The organism is Agromyces sp. P2_B3 (assembly GCF_056404815.1).
In genome coordinates, this window is the sequence record NZ_JBFUDH010000001.1 from 581,625 (window position 1) to 594,780 (window position 13,156).

Below are 13,156 nucleotides of genomic sequence, written 5' to 3' on the forward strand. Positions count from 1 at the left end.
TCCATTTCGGCAGCGCGAGCGGCGCCGGCGCGCATGGGCGGCGCCGCGCGCTGACGCCGCGACACGGGCCGTCACCCGCGGCATCCGGGCGATACCCTGACCCGGTGAGTGATTCGAACACGCCGTTCGGGCAGGCGAAGTACCAGGTGCGGTTCGACTGGGGCGCGGCGGGCGCCGAACGCATCCTGCCGGGCGCCCACGTGGTGGTCGTGGTCGACGTGCTCTCGTTCACGACGGCCGTGGTGGCGGCGGTGGAGCATGGCGTGCCCATCGCTCCATGGGCGACGGATGACCCCCACGGCGCCACGGCGCTCGCCGAACGGCTGGGCGGGTCGGTCGCCGGCCGACGCGGGGAGCCGGGCCCGAGCCTCTCGCCGACGAGCTTCACCGGCCGCGAGGCCTACGACGAGCTCGACGGACCCGTCGTGCTGCCGTCGCCAAACGGCGGAGCCATCGCCGCCGCGCTCGCCGATCACGGCGTCGTGGTGCTCGCCGGCGCGCTGCGCAACCGCACGGCGGTCGCCCGCCGCATCCTCGCGCTGCAGGAGGAGCGGGGTGAACGCACCGTGGTCGCGATCGTCGCCGGGGGCGAGCGGTCGTCGGGTGCGCCCGGCTCAGCAGCCGGAGCCGGAGCCGCAGCGGCACCCGCCGACGACTCCATCCGGTTCGCGATCGAGGACCAGCTGGCGGCCGGCGCCATCGTCGACGCCCTCGTCGCCCTCGGCATCGACCACACCTCGCCCGAAGCGGCCGTCGCCTGCGCCGCCTTCGAGGGACTCCGGCACGCCGCCACCCACCTCATCGGTGCGTCGGGCAGTGCGGTCGAGCTCGTCGAGCAGGGGTACCGCGCCGACGTGCGCTTCGCCACCGAGCTGGATGCCGCCGAGGTCGTGCCCGAGCTGCGCGACGGCGTCTTCCGCGCCTGACGCGCGTCTCGCGGGGCGTTGCCGGCGTGCGGCCCCACCGCGGCAGCGGCCGGGTCGCGGTTCAGGCCGCGGCCTGCACCGCCTTGCGGGCCCGGTGCGCCCGCACCTTCGCCCGGTTGCCGCAGCGCTGCATCGAGCACCACCGGCGCGTGGCCGCGCGCGAGGTGTCGAGGTAGACCATGCCGCAGTCGGCGCCGTCGCACTCGCGAATGCGCCCGGTGTTGGCGGGATCGAACAGGTCCACGGCGTCGCGGGCGATCGTCGACAGCGCCTGCCCGACGGTCTGCACCGAGCGGCCGGCCTGGCGCGAGCCGCCGCCGAGCACCGGCGGGATGTCGGGCGTGGCGGCATAGAGGTTGACGAGGTCGATGTCCGCCGCGCGGGGTGCGTCGTCTTCGGCGGCGGCGACGGCCAGGCGCCCGATCGCGTCGCGGAGCGAGATCGCGTCGAACAGGTCGCGGGAGCGGGCTGCGCCGACCGCCACGGGGAACCGCTCGCGCATCCACGCGGTGAGGTCGTCGGGCGAGTGCAGCAGCTCGGCCTCCCGCGCACCGCGCATCGGCCCGGTGTAGGCGAAGTCGAGGGCGAACGAGCCCGAGTCGAACCACCAGCGCGTGCCCTCGGCAGAGGTGAACCACTGTCCGATGGGGATGGACACGGTCGAGACGGGCATTGAACCATCCTCAGCAGTGACGGATGCCGCATCCGCGCGTTCGAGTGCGACGCATGCTCGGGCGGGCATGCGTTCCGGCGACCCGGCTGAGGCGGCGCTCAGCCGGAGGCCGCGCTCGCGGCCCGCCGCCGTATCGCCGGCGTGATCTCGCGATGACGCCACACGATGAGGTTCGCCCGGTCGAAGCCACGACGGCAGAGGCCGCAGCTCAGGGGGCGCTGGGGTTCACGGTAGCGGAAATGCTCGTGGCCCGCGGGGCAGTGCCCGACCCACGGGGCGAGTTCGTGCGCGACCTCGCCGTCGTGCGTGCGACGGCCGACGTAGCCGAGCTCCGTGGCGATGCTCGTCCACCGGGCTCCGTGACCGGCGCGGGGCCCGGCAAGCGCGTGCGCGACCTCGTGCAGGAGGATCTGGTGGATCTCGTCGTCGTCGTAGCGGGCGGCGAGGTACCGCGAGACCGAGATGTGCTTGGCGGTGTAGTTGCAGAGGCCCGCGCGCTTCTTGGCGTTGTCGAAGCCGAAGCTCCAGACTGCGGGGTCGAGGTGCAGGGCGATGAGCGCGTCGGCCCACCGTCGCACCCGCTCGAGATCCGCCATGGGATGAGGATAATCCCGCGGAACGCCGCGCGGCAGGAGGTGGTGACCCCCGAACGGGTGCGCGTCTCGCGGCGGCATCCGTCGGTCCGGCTCATGCGGGCGCGAGGCGCACCCGGAAGAGCTTGTCGTCACCGGGTGAGGGCGACCCCCGGCCGTCGGTGTTGTTGCCGATGAACCACAGTTCGCCGTCGGGGCCCGCGGTGACGTCGCGGAGGCGGCCGAGCTCGCCCGTGAACCACGGCGTCGCGGAGAGGGCGGCGCCCGACGTCGCGGGGGCGATCGACCACAGCCGTTCGCCGCGGAGGGCGGCGAGGAACAGCGTGTCGCCGACGATCGCGAGTCCGCTCGGGCTGGCTTCCGCCGTGGCCCACTGCTGCACGGGGTCGATGAAGCGCGGGTCCCCGGCCTGGCCTTCGACGACCGGCCAGCCGTAGTTGCCGCCGCGGGTGATGCGGTTGAGCTCGTCCCACGTGTTCTGCCCGAACTCCGCCGCCCAGAGGTCGCCGTTCGCGTCCCACGCGATGCCCTGGGGGTTGCGATGCCCGAACGACCACGTGAGGTTGCCGAACGGGTTGCCGGGCGCCGGCCGCCCGTCGGGCGTCATCCGCAGGATCTTGCCCGAGAGCGAGTTCGGGTCCTGTGCGACGTCGCGGTTCCCGGCGTCGCCGGCGGTGGCGTAGAGGAACCCGTCGGGTCCGAACCCGAGGCGGCCCCCGTCGTGGTTGCCGGCCTTGGGGATGCCGGTGAGCACGTCCTCCGGCGCCCCGAGGCCCAGCGAGCCGGGAGCGCCCGTGAGCGGCATCCGCACGATGCGGTTGTCGGATGCCGCGGTGAAGTAGGCGTAGACGAGGTCGGGGTCGTCGCCGTCGGTGGGCCGGAACGCCAGGCCGAGGAGCCCTCCCTCGCCACCGGGCACGACGCCCGGCACGTTGGCGGCCACCCGCAGCGACCCGTCGCCGAGCACCTCGACGACGTTCGCGGTGTCGCGCTCGCTCACGAGGGTGCCGCCGCCGGGCAGGCGGAGGATCGACCACGGCGACTGCAGTCCCTGCGCGATGACCTCGACACCGCCGGTGGGCTGCAGCACGGGCGGCGGCCCGGTGGGCGTGGGCGTCGGCGTCGCGGTGAGGGTCGACGGGGCCGGCGTTGCGGTGCCCGGCGGCGTCGACGGCAGTGGGCTGCGGTCGGGCGCGGGCGCGTCGCATCCGGTGATCACGAGGGCGAAGGCGACGGATGCCGCGACGGCGGCCGCGCGCGCGAGGCGCCGCCCGCCCCGCCCTGACTGCTGCAGACGTCCGTTTCGCCGGCTGCGTGCCGCCTCGCGCATGCGCCCTCCCGGCTCCAGTCTGCGCGCAGCTTCGGCAGAATGGGAGCATGGAGCCGGTGATCGACCTCAACAGCGACCTCGGCGAATCGTTCGGCGCCTGGAGCGTGGGCGACGACGAGGCGATGTTCGGCCTCGTCTCGAGCGCCAACGTCGCCTGCGGCTTCCACGCCGGCGACGCCCTGACCATGGCGGAGAGCGTGGGCCGGGCCGCTCGCCACGGCGTGGCGCTCGGCGCGCATCCCGGCTACCGCGACCTCGCCGGCTTCGGACGCCGCGCGCTCGACACGAGTCCGGCCGAGCTCGCCGCCGAGCTGCTGGTGCAGCTCGGTGGGCTCGACGGGCTCGCCCGTGCGGCGGGCATCCGGGTGCGCTACGTGAAGGCGCACGGCGCGCTCTACCACCGGCTCGCGGTCGACGAGGCGGCGGCGCACGCGTTCGCCGAGGCGGTGGCCCGCTACGACGCCACGCTGCCGCTGCTCGGGCCGCCGTCGAGCGCCCTCGAGCGCGCATCGGATGCCTCGGGGCTCCGCTTCGCTCGCGAGGCCTTCGTCGACCGCGGCTACGTCGCCGACGGCTCGCTCGTGCCGCGCGGGGAGCCCGGCGCGGTGGTCGACGATCCGGCCGCGGCCGCCGACCGCGCCCTCGAGCTCGCCGAGACCGGGGGCATCACGGCCGACGACGGCAGCCGTGTCGAGCTCGCGCCCGACTCGCTGTGCCTGCACGGCGACACCCCGGGCGCCGTGGCGATGGCCCGCGCCGTCCGCGCCGCCCTCGAGGCCGCCCGCATCGAGATCCGGGCGTTCGCATGACCCGCCGGCTGCTGCCGAGCGGCGACGCGGCCCTGCTCGTCGAGTGCGACTCGCTCGAGGAGGTGCTCGCGCTGCACGACGCGCTGGCCGCCGATCCGAAGCCGGGCGTGGTCGAGCTCGTGCCGGCCGCCCGCACGATCCTCGTCGCCGTCGATCCCGCGCGCATGGCGCTCGAGTCCGCGGCGACCTGGGTGCGGCGCATCCCCGCCGAGGCGGGATCGCGGGTCGCGGGCGCCGCGGCGTCGCCGGTCACGATCCCGGTCTCCTACGACGGCGACGACCTCGTCGCGACGGCGGCGCTGCTGGGCGTCTCGACGGAAGCCCTGGTGGCCCGGCACACCTCGATCGACTGGCGGGTGGCGTTCATCGGCTTCGCGCCGGGCTTCGGCTACCTCGTGAGCGACGACTGGCCGTTCGAGGTGCCGCGGCTCGACGCGCCGCGCCCACGGGTGCCGGCCGGGTCCGTCGCGCTCGCCGGGGCCTTCGGCGGCGTCTACCCCCGCCAGAGTCCCGGCGGCTGGCGACTGATCGGGCGAACGACGTCCACGCTCTGGGATGCCGAGTCGGCCGACCCCGCGCTGCTCGCGCCCGGGCGTCGCGTGCGCTTCGAGGCGGTCGACGCGGGATGACCCGCCTGCGCGTCGAGCACCCGGGCGCCTCGGCGCTCGTGGAGGACCTCGGCCGGCCGGGCCTCGCGCACCTGGGGGTCGCGGCATCCGGTGCGCTCGACCGCGGCGCGCTCACGCTCGCGAACCGGCTCGTCGGGAACCCCGACGGCGCCGCGGCGCTCGAGCTGGCCGTGGGCGGGTTCCGGGCCCGGTTCGAGGGCGGGGCCTGGTTCGCGGTGACCGGCGCCTGGGGGCCGGTCACGCTCGACGGGCGCCCGGTGCCCCCCTACACGGCGACCCGCGCCCGTGACGGTGCCGTGCTGGAGGTCGGCGTCGCCGCACGCGGGATCCGCTACGTGCTGGCCGTGCGCGGCGGACTCGACGTGCCCGCCGCCCTGGGTTCGCGCTCGCGCGACACGCTCGCCGCCCTCGGGCCCGGGCCGGTGGCCGCCGGGCAGGTGCTCGCGATCGGCGCGGAGCCCGCGGCATCCGTGCCCGTCGTCGACCAGGACGTCGCGTTCGCGCCGCCCGATGGGGCGGTCACGCTCGCGCTCCTGCCCGGCCCGAGAGCCGACTGGTTCACGGATGCCGCGGCCGCGACGCTCTTCGAGTCCGCCTGGCGCCTCTCCGAGCAGGCCGACCGCATCGGCGCGCGGCTGCTCGGGCCCGAGCTCGCACGCCGCCGAGCGGGGGAGCTCGCGAGCGAGGCGACGGTGCCCGGGTCGATGCAGGTCGCGGGCGACGGCCGGCCGACGATCCTGCTCGCCGACCGGCCGGTCACCGGCGGGTACCCGGTCATCGCGGTGGTCGCGCCGGGCTCGCTCGACGCCGTCGCGCAACTGCGGCCCGGCCAGGAGGTCCGCTTCCGCCACGCGTGAGGCGGCCCGTCACCCGCGGCCCTCTCGCGGAAGCAACTCTTCACAAACCGAGCGCCGCGTGAAAGTATCTTCCATACCGACCTTGGAGGATCGACGATGCCCCTCGACGCCACGACGCACGACCACCCGACGCCGAGCGGACTCGGCCGCCGCGACTTCCTCACCCTGGCCGTCGCCGGGGTCGCGGCATCCGCGTTCACCGTGACCGTCGGCACGCTCACGCCCGGCACCGCGTACGCCGAAGGCGCCGGCACCGCCGCAGGCGCCGCACTCGCCCCGCGCAAGCGCGAGCTGCGGGCGATGTGGATCTCGTCGGTCGTGAACATCGACTGGCCGAGCCGCACCGGTCTCGCCGCCGACGAGCAGCGCGCCGAGTTCCTGCACTGGCTCGACGTCGCCGAGCAGTTCCACCTCAATGCCGTGTTCGTGCAGGTGCGGCCCACCGCCGACGCGTTCTGGCCGAGCCCGCTCGAGCCGTGGTCGCAGTACCTCACCGGTGTGCAGGGCCAGGATCCGGGCTACGACCCGCTCGCCTTCATCGTCGACGAGGCGCACCGCCGAAACCTCGAGCTGCACGCCTGGTACAACCCCTACCGCGTCTCGATGCAGGCCTCCCCCGCGCAGCTCGTGCCCGAGCACCCCGCTCGCGTGCACCCCGAGTGGGTGTGGGCCTACGGCGGCAAGCTCTACTTCGACCCGGGCCTGCCCGAGGTGCAGGAGCACATCCAACAGGCGATCCTGCACTCGGTCGAGCACTACGACCTCGACGGCGTGCACTTCGACGACTACTTCTACCCCTACCCGGTGGCCGGGCAGGTGATCCCGGATGCCGCGACCTTCGCCGCGCACGGTGCCGGCTTCGCCGATGTCGCCGACTGGCGCCGGCACAACGTCGACACCTTCGTGCACTCGATCTCCGAGCGCATCAAGGCGCTGAAGCCGTGGGTGAAGTTCGGCATCAGCCCGTTCGGCATCTGGCGGAACCGCACGACCGACCCCCTCGGGTCCGACACGGGCGGCTCGCAGTCCTACGACCTGCAGTTCGCCGACACCCGCAAGTGGGTGCTGGAGGGCTGGCTCGACTACATCAACCCGCAGGTGTACTGGCAGATCGGCCTGGCCGTCGCGGACTACGCGAAGCTCGTGCCGTGGTGGGCCGGGGTCGCCGCGGCATCCGGCACGCACCTCTACATCGGCGAGGCGCTCTACAAGGTGACGTCGGGCGTGTTCACCGACCCGGCCGAGCTCTCGAACCACCTGACGCTCGACCGGGGCATCGACGACGCCGGCACGCCGGTGCACGGCAACGTGTACTTCTCGGCGAAGCACGTGCCAGCCGACCCGCAGGGCTCGATGTCCCGCGTGCTCGCCGACCACTACGCCCACCCCGCCATCGTGCCCGCCATGGAGTGGCTGCCGGCCACCGACGTGCGCGCGCCCGTGCTCACGAGGGCGACCCGCACCGACGCGGGCGTCGAGCTGCAGTGGTCGGATGCCGCGCCGCCGAGCCTGCGGGCCACCTCGTTCGCCGTGTACCGGGTCGAGGGCGGCACCGGGGCCATCGACGTCGAGGACGCCGCAAACCTGCTCGCGACGGTCCGCACGCAGTCGGGCGTCGTGCAGCGCTGGACGGATGCCTCGGCCGCGGAGGGGTCGACGTACCGCTACGTCGTCACCGCGCTCGACCGCGTGTGGAACGAGAGCGCGCCGAGCGTGGTGCGCCGCTCGAGCTGACCGCAGCGCGGCGACGCCGGCCCGCCGGTCGCCGGTCGGGTCAGCGACCGGGCTTGGACAGGAAGATCGAGCGCGCGGGCGGCGGCGACGGCACCGCCGTGGCATCCGTCACCACCGGCGCGCCCGCGATGAACCGGTGCAGCTCGTCGCCGTCGACGAGCTTCGCCGGGGCGGGGTCGCTCGCGAGCCGGCGGGGGAGGCCCGCGAACGGCAGCTCGTCGTGCGAGGCGTACATGACGACGTTGCCGAACCGCCGGCCCTTCAACATCGAGGTGTCGGCGGCGATCGCGACGTGCGCGAAGACGTGTGCGAGGGTCGCGGCCTGCGAGCGCGCGAACGCGAGGCCGGCGCCGTCTGCGACGTTGACGGCGACGATGCCGCCGGGCGCGAGGCGCGGCACGAGGAGCCCGTAGAACTCCGCGCTGGTCACGTGCGCGGGGGTGCGCGCGCCCGAGAAGATGTCGACCACCGCGATGTCGACCGCGCCGTCGAGGCCGGCGGGCAGCTTCGCGAGGACCTCGCGGGCATCGCCGTGCCGCACCCGCACCTGCGCGCCGCGGGGGAGCGGCAGGTGCTCGCGCACCAGGTCGACGAGTTCGCTCTCGAGCTCGACCACCTGCTGGCGCGAGCCCGGACGCGTGGCGGCGACGTAACGGGGGAGCGTCAGCGCGCCACCGCCGAGGTGCACGGCCGTGATGGGCGCGCCGTCGGGACGCACGAGATCGATGGCGTGCCCGATGCGCCGCACGTACTCGAACCCGAGCCAGTCGGGGCGCTCGACCTCGACGTGCGACTGCGGCGTGCCGTCGACGTAGAGCGTCCACGACCCGGGCACCGAGCGCGACTCCTCGAGGCGGGCGACATGGCCGCTCACGGAGAGGCGTCGTTCGAGGTCTGACACGGATGCCACGCTACCCGCCCGCTGCGAGGGGCGCGGCGCCGCGGCATCCGCCACCGCGTCGTACGGCACGTCAGCAGGCGCCCCAGAGCGCCGCGTCGAGACGGTGGCCGGTGAGCACCGCCCCGGGGAACGGCCCGGCCGCGGCGAGCCGGTCGGCGAGCCCCTCGGGGAGGCCGCCGGGAGTGGCGACCAGGAGCGCGTTGCCCTCCTCCGCGCCCGAGAGCACCGTCGGGTCGCCGGCGACGAGCAGTTCCGCCGCGGGGTCGGCGCGGGCGAACGCGCGGGCCTGCGCGCGCAGGCGGGTGAGGCCGGGCGCATCGGCCACGTTCACGGCGACGATGCCGCCGGAGCGCACGAGCGCGAGGCATCCGCCCAGGAATGCCGGCTCGTCGACGAACGCCGGCGCATCGAGCCCCTCGTAGACGTCGACCACCACCGCGTCGAGGGCCGGCCGCTCGGTCGCCGCCGCCAGGACGGCGACCGCATCGCGGGCGTCGGCGAGCCGGAGCTCGATGTCCTCGCCGGCCGGCAGCGGGAGCCGGTCGAGCACGGTGGCGGCGACCTCGGGATCGAGCTCGACGACCACCTGGTGGGACCCCGGCCGGGTCGCCGCGACGTAGCGCGGCAGCGTCATCGCGCCGCCGCCGAGGTGGAGGACCTTGATCGGTTCGCCCGCCGGCGCCACGGCATCGAGCACGTGGCCGAGGCGCCGCATGTACTCGAAGAACAGCCTCGTCGGATCGCTCGGATCCACGTGCGACTGGGCCGTGCCATCCACGAGGAGCGTGAGGCCCGTCGGCGAGAAGACGTCGGCCTCGAACTCGATGCGGGGGTGCGACATGCCTGCATCGTGCCACGTCCGCGGCCGCTCGAGCTGCGCGTTCCGGCCGCGCGAACCGCGCGATTTCGGGCCGCCCGCTGCCGGATCTCCCGGCCGCAACCGGGAATCGGCGGGGCATCCGCGCGGTTATACCGGAGATCCCGGAACAAATCAAGAATCTCGCTGGACATGGCGCGTCGTTTGACATATAGTTGACCTTTGCGCTCCCAGACCCACCATGCCTTCATATTGCGGTCGGCTTCGCGTGCCGGGGTTCCAGACCTCGTGCATCCGCAAACGTCTGAGGGGTTCCACTCTCCGCTACCGACAGTGAACCGGCCCGACGGGGCCGATGGAGGTTATTCACTTGGCTGCTGCGCGCAACGCGACCACGCCCACCCCCAAGAACGGACGCGGTGCAAGCCGCCTCTCGTTCGCAAAGGTCACCGACACCCTCACCGTGCCCGACCTGCTCGCACTCCAGACGGAGAGCTTCGACTGGCTGGTCGGCAACGACGCGTGGAAGGCACGCGTCGCCGAGGCCGAGGAGGCCGGCCGCCAGGACCTGCCCGAGCACACGGGCCTCGAGGAGATCTTCGAGGAGATCTCCCCGATCGAGGACCTCGGCGAGACCATGCAGCTCTCGTTCACCAACCCTGAGCTCGAGCCGCCGAAGTACACGATCGACGAGTGCAAGGAGAAGGGCAAGACCTACTCCGCCCCGCTCTATGTGAACGCCGAGTTCATGAACCACCTCACCGGTGAGATCAAGACGCAGACCGTCTTCATGGGCGACTTCCCGCTCATGACCCCCAAGGGCACCTTCGTCATCAACGGCACCGAGCGTGTCGTCGTGTCGCAGCTCGTCCGCTCGCCCGGTGTCTACTTCGAGCGCACCCCCGAGAAGACCTCCGACAAGGACATCTACTCGGCTCGCGTCATCCCGAGCCGTGGTGCATGGCTCGAGTTCGAGATCGACAAGCGCGACCAGGTCGGCGTGCGCATCGACCGCAAGCGCAAGCAGTCCGTGACCGTCTTCCTCAAGGCCCTCGGCCTCACGAGCGAGGAGATCCTCGAGGAGTTCGCCGGCTACGAGTCGATCGCGCTCACCCTCGAGAAGGACAACATCCTCACCAAGGAGGAGGCGCTCAAGGACATCTACCGCAAGCTCCGTCCGGGCGAGCAGGTCGCCGCCGAGGCCGCGCGTGCGCTCCTCGACAACTTCTACTTCAACCCGAAGCGCTACGACCTCGCCAAGGTCGGCCGGTACAAGATCAACAACAAGCTGGGCCTCGAGGCTCCGCTGACCGACTCGGTGCTCACGGTGCAGGACATCGTCGCCACGATCAAGTACCTCGTCGCCCTCCACGACGAGCGCACCACCATCGCGGGTCGCCGCGGCGGCAAGGCGGTCGACATCCGCCTCGACGTCGACGACATCGACAACTTCGGCAACCGTCGCATCCGCGCGGTCGGCGAGCTCATCCAGAACCAGGTGCGCACCGGCCTCAGCCGCATGGAGCGCGTCGTTCGCGAGCGCATGACCACGCAGGACATCGAGGCGATCACCCCGCAGACCCTGATCAACGTGCGACCCGTCGTCGCCGCGATCAAGGAGTTCTTCGGCACCTCGCAGCTGTCGCAGTTCATGGACCAGAACAACCCGCTCGCGGGCCTGACGCACAAGCGTCGCCTGAGCGCGCTCGGCCCCGGCGGCCTCTCGCGCGACCGCGCGGGCGTCGAGGTCCGAGACGTCCACCCGTCGCACTACGGCCGCATGTGCCCGATCGAGACCCCTGAAGGCCCGAACATCGGCCTGATCGGCTCGCTCGCGTCGTTCGCGCGCATCAACTCGTTCGGCTTCATCGAGACGCCGTACCGCAAGGTCGTCTCGGGCAAGGTCACCGAGCAGATCGACTACCTCACGGCGATGGAGGAGGACGACTACATCGTCGCCCAGGCCAACGCGCCGCTGAAGGCCGACGGCCACTTCCAGGAGGAGCGCGTCCTCGCCCGCAAGAAGGGCGGCGAGGTCGACCTGTTCCCCGCCGACGAGATCGGCTACATGGACGTCTCGCCGCGCCAGATGGTGTCGGTGGCGACCTCGCTCATCCCGTTCCTCGAGCACGACGACGCGAACCGCGCCCTCATGGGTGCGAACATGCAGCGCCAGGCGGTGCCGCTGCTCCGCAGCGACTCGCCGTTCGTCGGCACCGGCATGGAGGGCTACGCGGCCGTCGACGCCGGTGACGTGATCACCGCCGACAAGGCGGGCGTCGTCGCCGAGGTGTCGGCCGACTCGGTCACCGTGCAGCTCGACGAGGGCGGCACGCAGACCTACTACCTGCGCAAGTTCGACCGCTCCAACCAGGGCACGTCGTACAACAACCGCGTGGTGGTGTCGGCGGGCGAGCGCATCGAGGCCGGCGAGGTCATCGCCGACGGTCCCGCGACCGACAACGGCGAGCTCGCGCTCGGCAAGAACCTCCTCGTGGCGTTCATGCCGTGGGAGGGTCACAACTTCGAGGACGCGATCATCCTCAGCCAGAACCTCGTGAAGGACGACGTGCTCTCGTCGATCCACATCGAGGAGTACGAGGTCGACGCGCGCGACACGAAGCTCGGCAAGGAGGAGATCACCCGTGACCTCCCCAACGTCAGCCCCGACCTGCTCGCCGACCTCGACGAGCGCGGCATCATCCGCATCGGCGCCGAGGTCCGCCCCGGCGACATCCTCGTCGGCAAGGTCACGCCGAAGGGCGAGACCGAGCTCTCCGCCGAGGAGCGCCTCCTCCGCGCGATCTTCAACGAGAAGAGCCGCGAGGTGCGCGACACGTCCCTGAAGGTGCCTCACGGCGAGCAGGGCACGATCATCGGCGTGAAGGTGTTCGACTCGCAGGACGGCGACGACGAGCTCGGCTCGGGCGTCAACCAGCGCGTGGTCGTCTACATCGCCCAGAAGCGCAAGATCACCGAGGGCGACAAGCTCGCGGGCCGTCACGGCAACAAGGGCGTCATCTCGAAGATCCTCCCGGTCGAGGACATGCCCTTCCTCGCCGACGGCACGCCCGTGGACGTCATCCTGAACCCGCTGGGCATCCCCGGCCGAATGAACTTCGGCCAGGTGCTCGAGACGCACCTCGGATGGGTCGCCAAGCAGGGCTGGAAGGTCGACGGCAACCCGTCGTGGGCCAAGAAGCTCCCGAAGGACGCGCACGAGGCCGCCCCCGGCACCAAGGTCGCGACCCCGGTGTTCGACGGCGCACTCGAGGAGGAGATCGCGGGTCTGCTCGACTCGACGCTCCCCAACCGCGACGGCGAGCGCCTCATCGACTCGACCGGCAAGACGCAGCTCTTCGACGGTCGCTCGGGCGAGCCCTTCCCGTACCCGGTCTCGGTCGGCTACATGTACATCCTGAAGCTGCACCACCTCGTGGACGACAAGATCCACGCGCGCTCCACCGGCCCGTACTCGATGATCACCCAGCAGCCGCTCGGTGGTAAGGCGCAGTTCGGTGGCCAGCGCTTCGGTGAGATGGAGGTGTGGGCCCTCGAGGCCTATGGCGCCGCCTACGCGCTGCAGGAGCTCCTCACGATCAAGTCCGACGACATCCTCGGCCGCGTCAAGGTGTACGAGGCGATCGTCAAGGGCGAGAACATCCAGGAGCCCGGCATCCCCGAGTCCTTCAAGGTGCTCATGAAGGAGATGCAGTCGCTCTGCCTGAACGTCGAGGTGCTCTCGGCCGACGGCACCGCGGTCTCGCTGCGAGACACCGATGACGAGGCCTTCCGCGCAGCGGAGGAGCTCGGCATCAACATCTCCGCGCGCTTCGAGTCGTCGAACATCGACGAGATCTGAACCCGGCCAGAACGACGACTGAGAT

The 13,156-nt window shown here is 72.4% G+C and carries 11 protein-coding genes; 6 read left to right on the forward strand and 5 right to left on the reverse strand.

The window, feature by feature from the left end; genetic code table 11:
• The first annotated feature begins 104 nt into the window (after positions 1–104).
• Positions 105–926 (forward strand): 2-phosphosulfolactate phosphatase, encoded by an 822-nt coding sequence (locus AC1DZA_RS02575; protein WP_476771589.1) that lies wholly within the window; start codon positions 105–107, stop codon positions 924–926.
• Between the two features lie 61 nt (positions 927–987).
• Here AC1DZA_RS02575 and AC1DZA_RS02580 read toward each other — a convergent pair whose 3' ends face one another.
• The 3 genes from AC1DZA_RS02580 to AC1DZA_RS02590 all read right to left on the reverse strand — a co-directional run bounded on the left by AC1DZA_RS02580 (position 988) and on the right by AC1DZA_RS02590 (position 3,522).
• Positions 988–1,599 carry a CGNR zinc finger domain-containing protein gene (locus AC1DZA_RS02580; RefSeq protein WP_309977243.1) on the reverse strand — a complete coding sequence of 204 codons (612 nt, stop codon included), beginning with the start codon at positions 1,597–1,599 and terminating at the stop codon, positions 988–990.
• Between the two features lie 98 nt (positions 1,600–1,697).
• On the reverse strand, positions 1,698–2,195 hold the full coding sequence (locus AC1DZA_RS02585; protein WP_476763497.1) for a SprT-like domain-containing protein: 498 nt from the start codon (positions 2,193–2,195) through the stop codon (positions 1,698–1,700).
• Between the two features lie 91 nt (positions 2,196–2,286).
• Positions 2,287–3,522, reverse strand: coding sequence for a PQQ-dependent sugar dehydrogenase (locus tag AC1DZA_RS02590; RefSeq protein WP_476771590.1), 1,236 nt, complete (start codon positions 3,520–3,522; stop codon positions 2,287–2,289).
• A 47-nt stretch (positions 3,523–3,569) separates the two neighbouring features.
• Here AC1DZA_RS02590 and AC1DZA_RS02595 point away from each other — a divergent pair, with 47 nt between their 5' ends.
• The 4 genes from AC1DZA_RS02595 (at position 3,570) to AC1DZA_RS02610 (ending at position 7,551) form a co-directional block, all read left to right on the forward strand.
• On the forward strand, positions 3,570–4,331 hold the full coding sequence (locus tag AC1DZA_RS02595) for a LamB/YcsF family protein (protein WP_476771591.1): 762 nt from the start codon (positions 3,570–3,572) through the stop codon (positions 4,329–4,331).
• Positions 4,328–4,960 carry a 5-oxoprolinase subunit B family protein gene (locus tag AC1DZA_RS02600; RefSeq protein ID WP_476761678.1) on the forward strand — a complete coding sequence of 211 codons (633 nt, stop codon included), beginning with the start codon at positions 4,328–4,330 and terminating at the stop codon, positions 4,958–4,960. The genes AC1DZA_RS02595 and AC1DZA_RS02600 overlap by 4 nt, the downstream gene beginning before the upstream one ends.
• The gene (locus tag AC1DZA_RS02605) at positions 4,957–5,817 is read left to right on the forward strand and encodes a 5-oxoprolinase subunit C family protein (protein ID WP_476771592.1); all 861 of its coding nucleotides are present in this window, start codon (positions 4,957–4,959) and stop codon (positions 5,815–5,817) included. Before AC1DZA_RS02600 ends, AC1DZA_RS02605 begins: the two co-directional genes overlap by 4 nt.
• A 96-nt stretch (positions 5,818–5,913) precedes the next feature.
• Positions 5,914–7,551, forward strand: a complete 1,638-nt coding sequence (locus AC1DZA_RS02610) for a glycoside hydrolase family 10-like protein (RefSeq protein ID WP_476771593.1) — start codon at positions 5,914–5,916, stop codon at positions 7,549–7,551.
• Between the two features lie 40 nt (positions 7,552–7,591).
• Here the strand turns inward: AC1DZA_RS02610 and AC1DZA_RS02615 are convergent, their stop codons facing one another.
• Positions 7,592–8,452 carry a spermidine synthase gene (locus AC1DZA_RS02615; protein WP_476771633.1) on the reverse strand — a complete coding sequence of 287 codons (861 nt, stop codon included), beginning with the start codon at positions 8,450–8,452 and terminating at the stop codon, positions 7,592–7,594.
• A gap of 70 nt (positions 8,453–8,522) precedes the next feature.
• Complete coding sequence (locus tag AC1DZA_RS02620; RefSeq protein ID WP_476761674.1) at positions 8,523–9,293, reverse strand: spermidine synthase; 771 nt, start codon at positions 9,291–9,293, stop codon at positions 8,523–8,525.
• Between the two features lie 346 nt (positions 9,294–9,639).
• On the opposite strand from AC1DZA_RS02620, the gene rpoB reads away from it, so the two are divergent.
• Complete coding sequence (gene rpoB, locus AC1DZA_RS02625; protein ID WP_476761673.1) at positions 9,640–13,131, forward strand: DNA-directed RNA polymerase subunit beta; 3,492 nt, start codon at positions 9,640–9,642, stop codon at positions 13,129–13,131.
• The last annotated feature ends 25 nt before the right edge of the window (positions 13,132–13,156 follow it).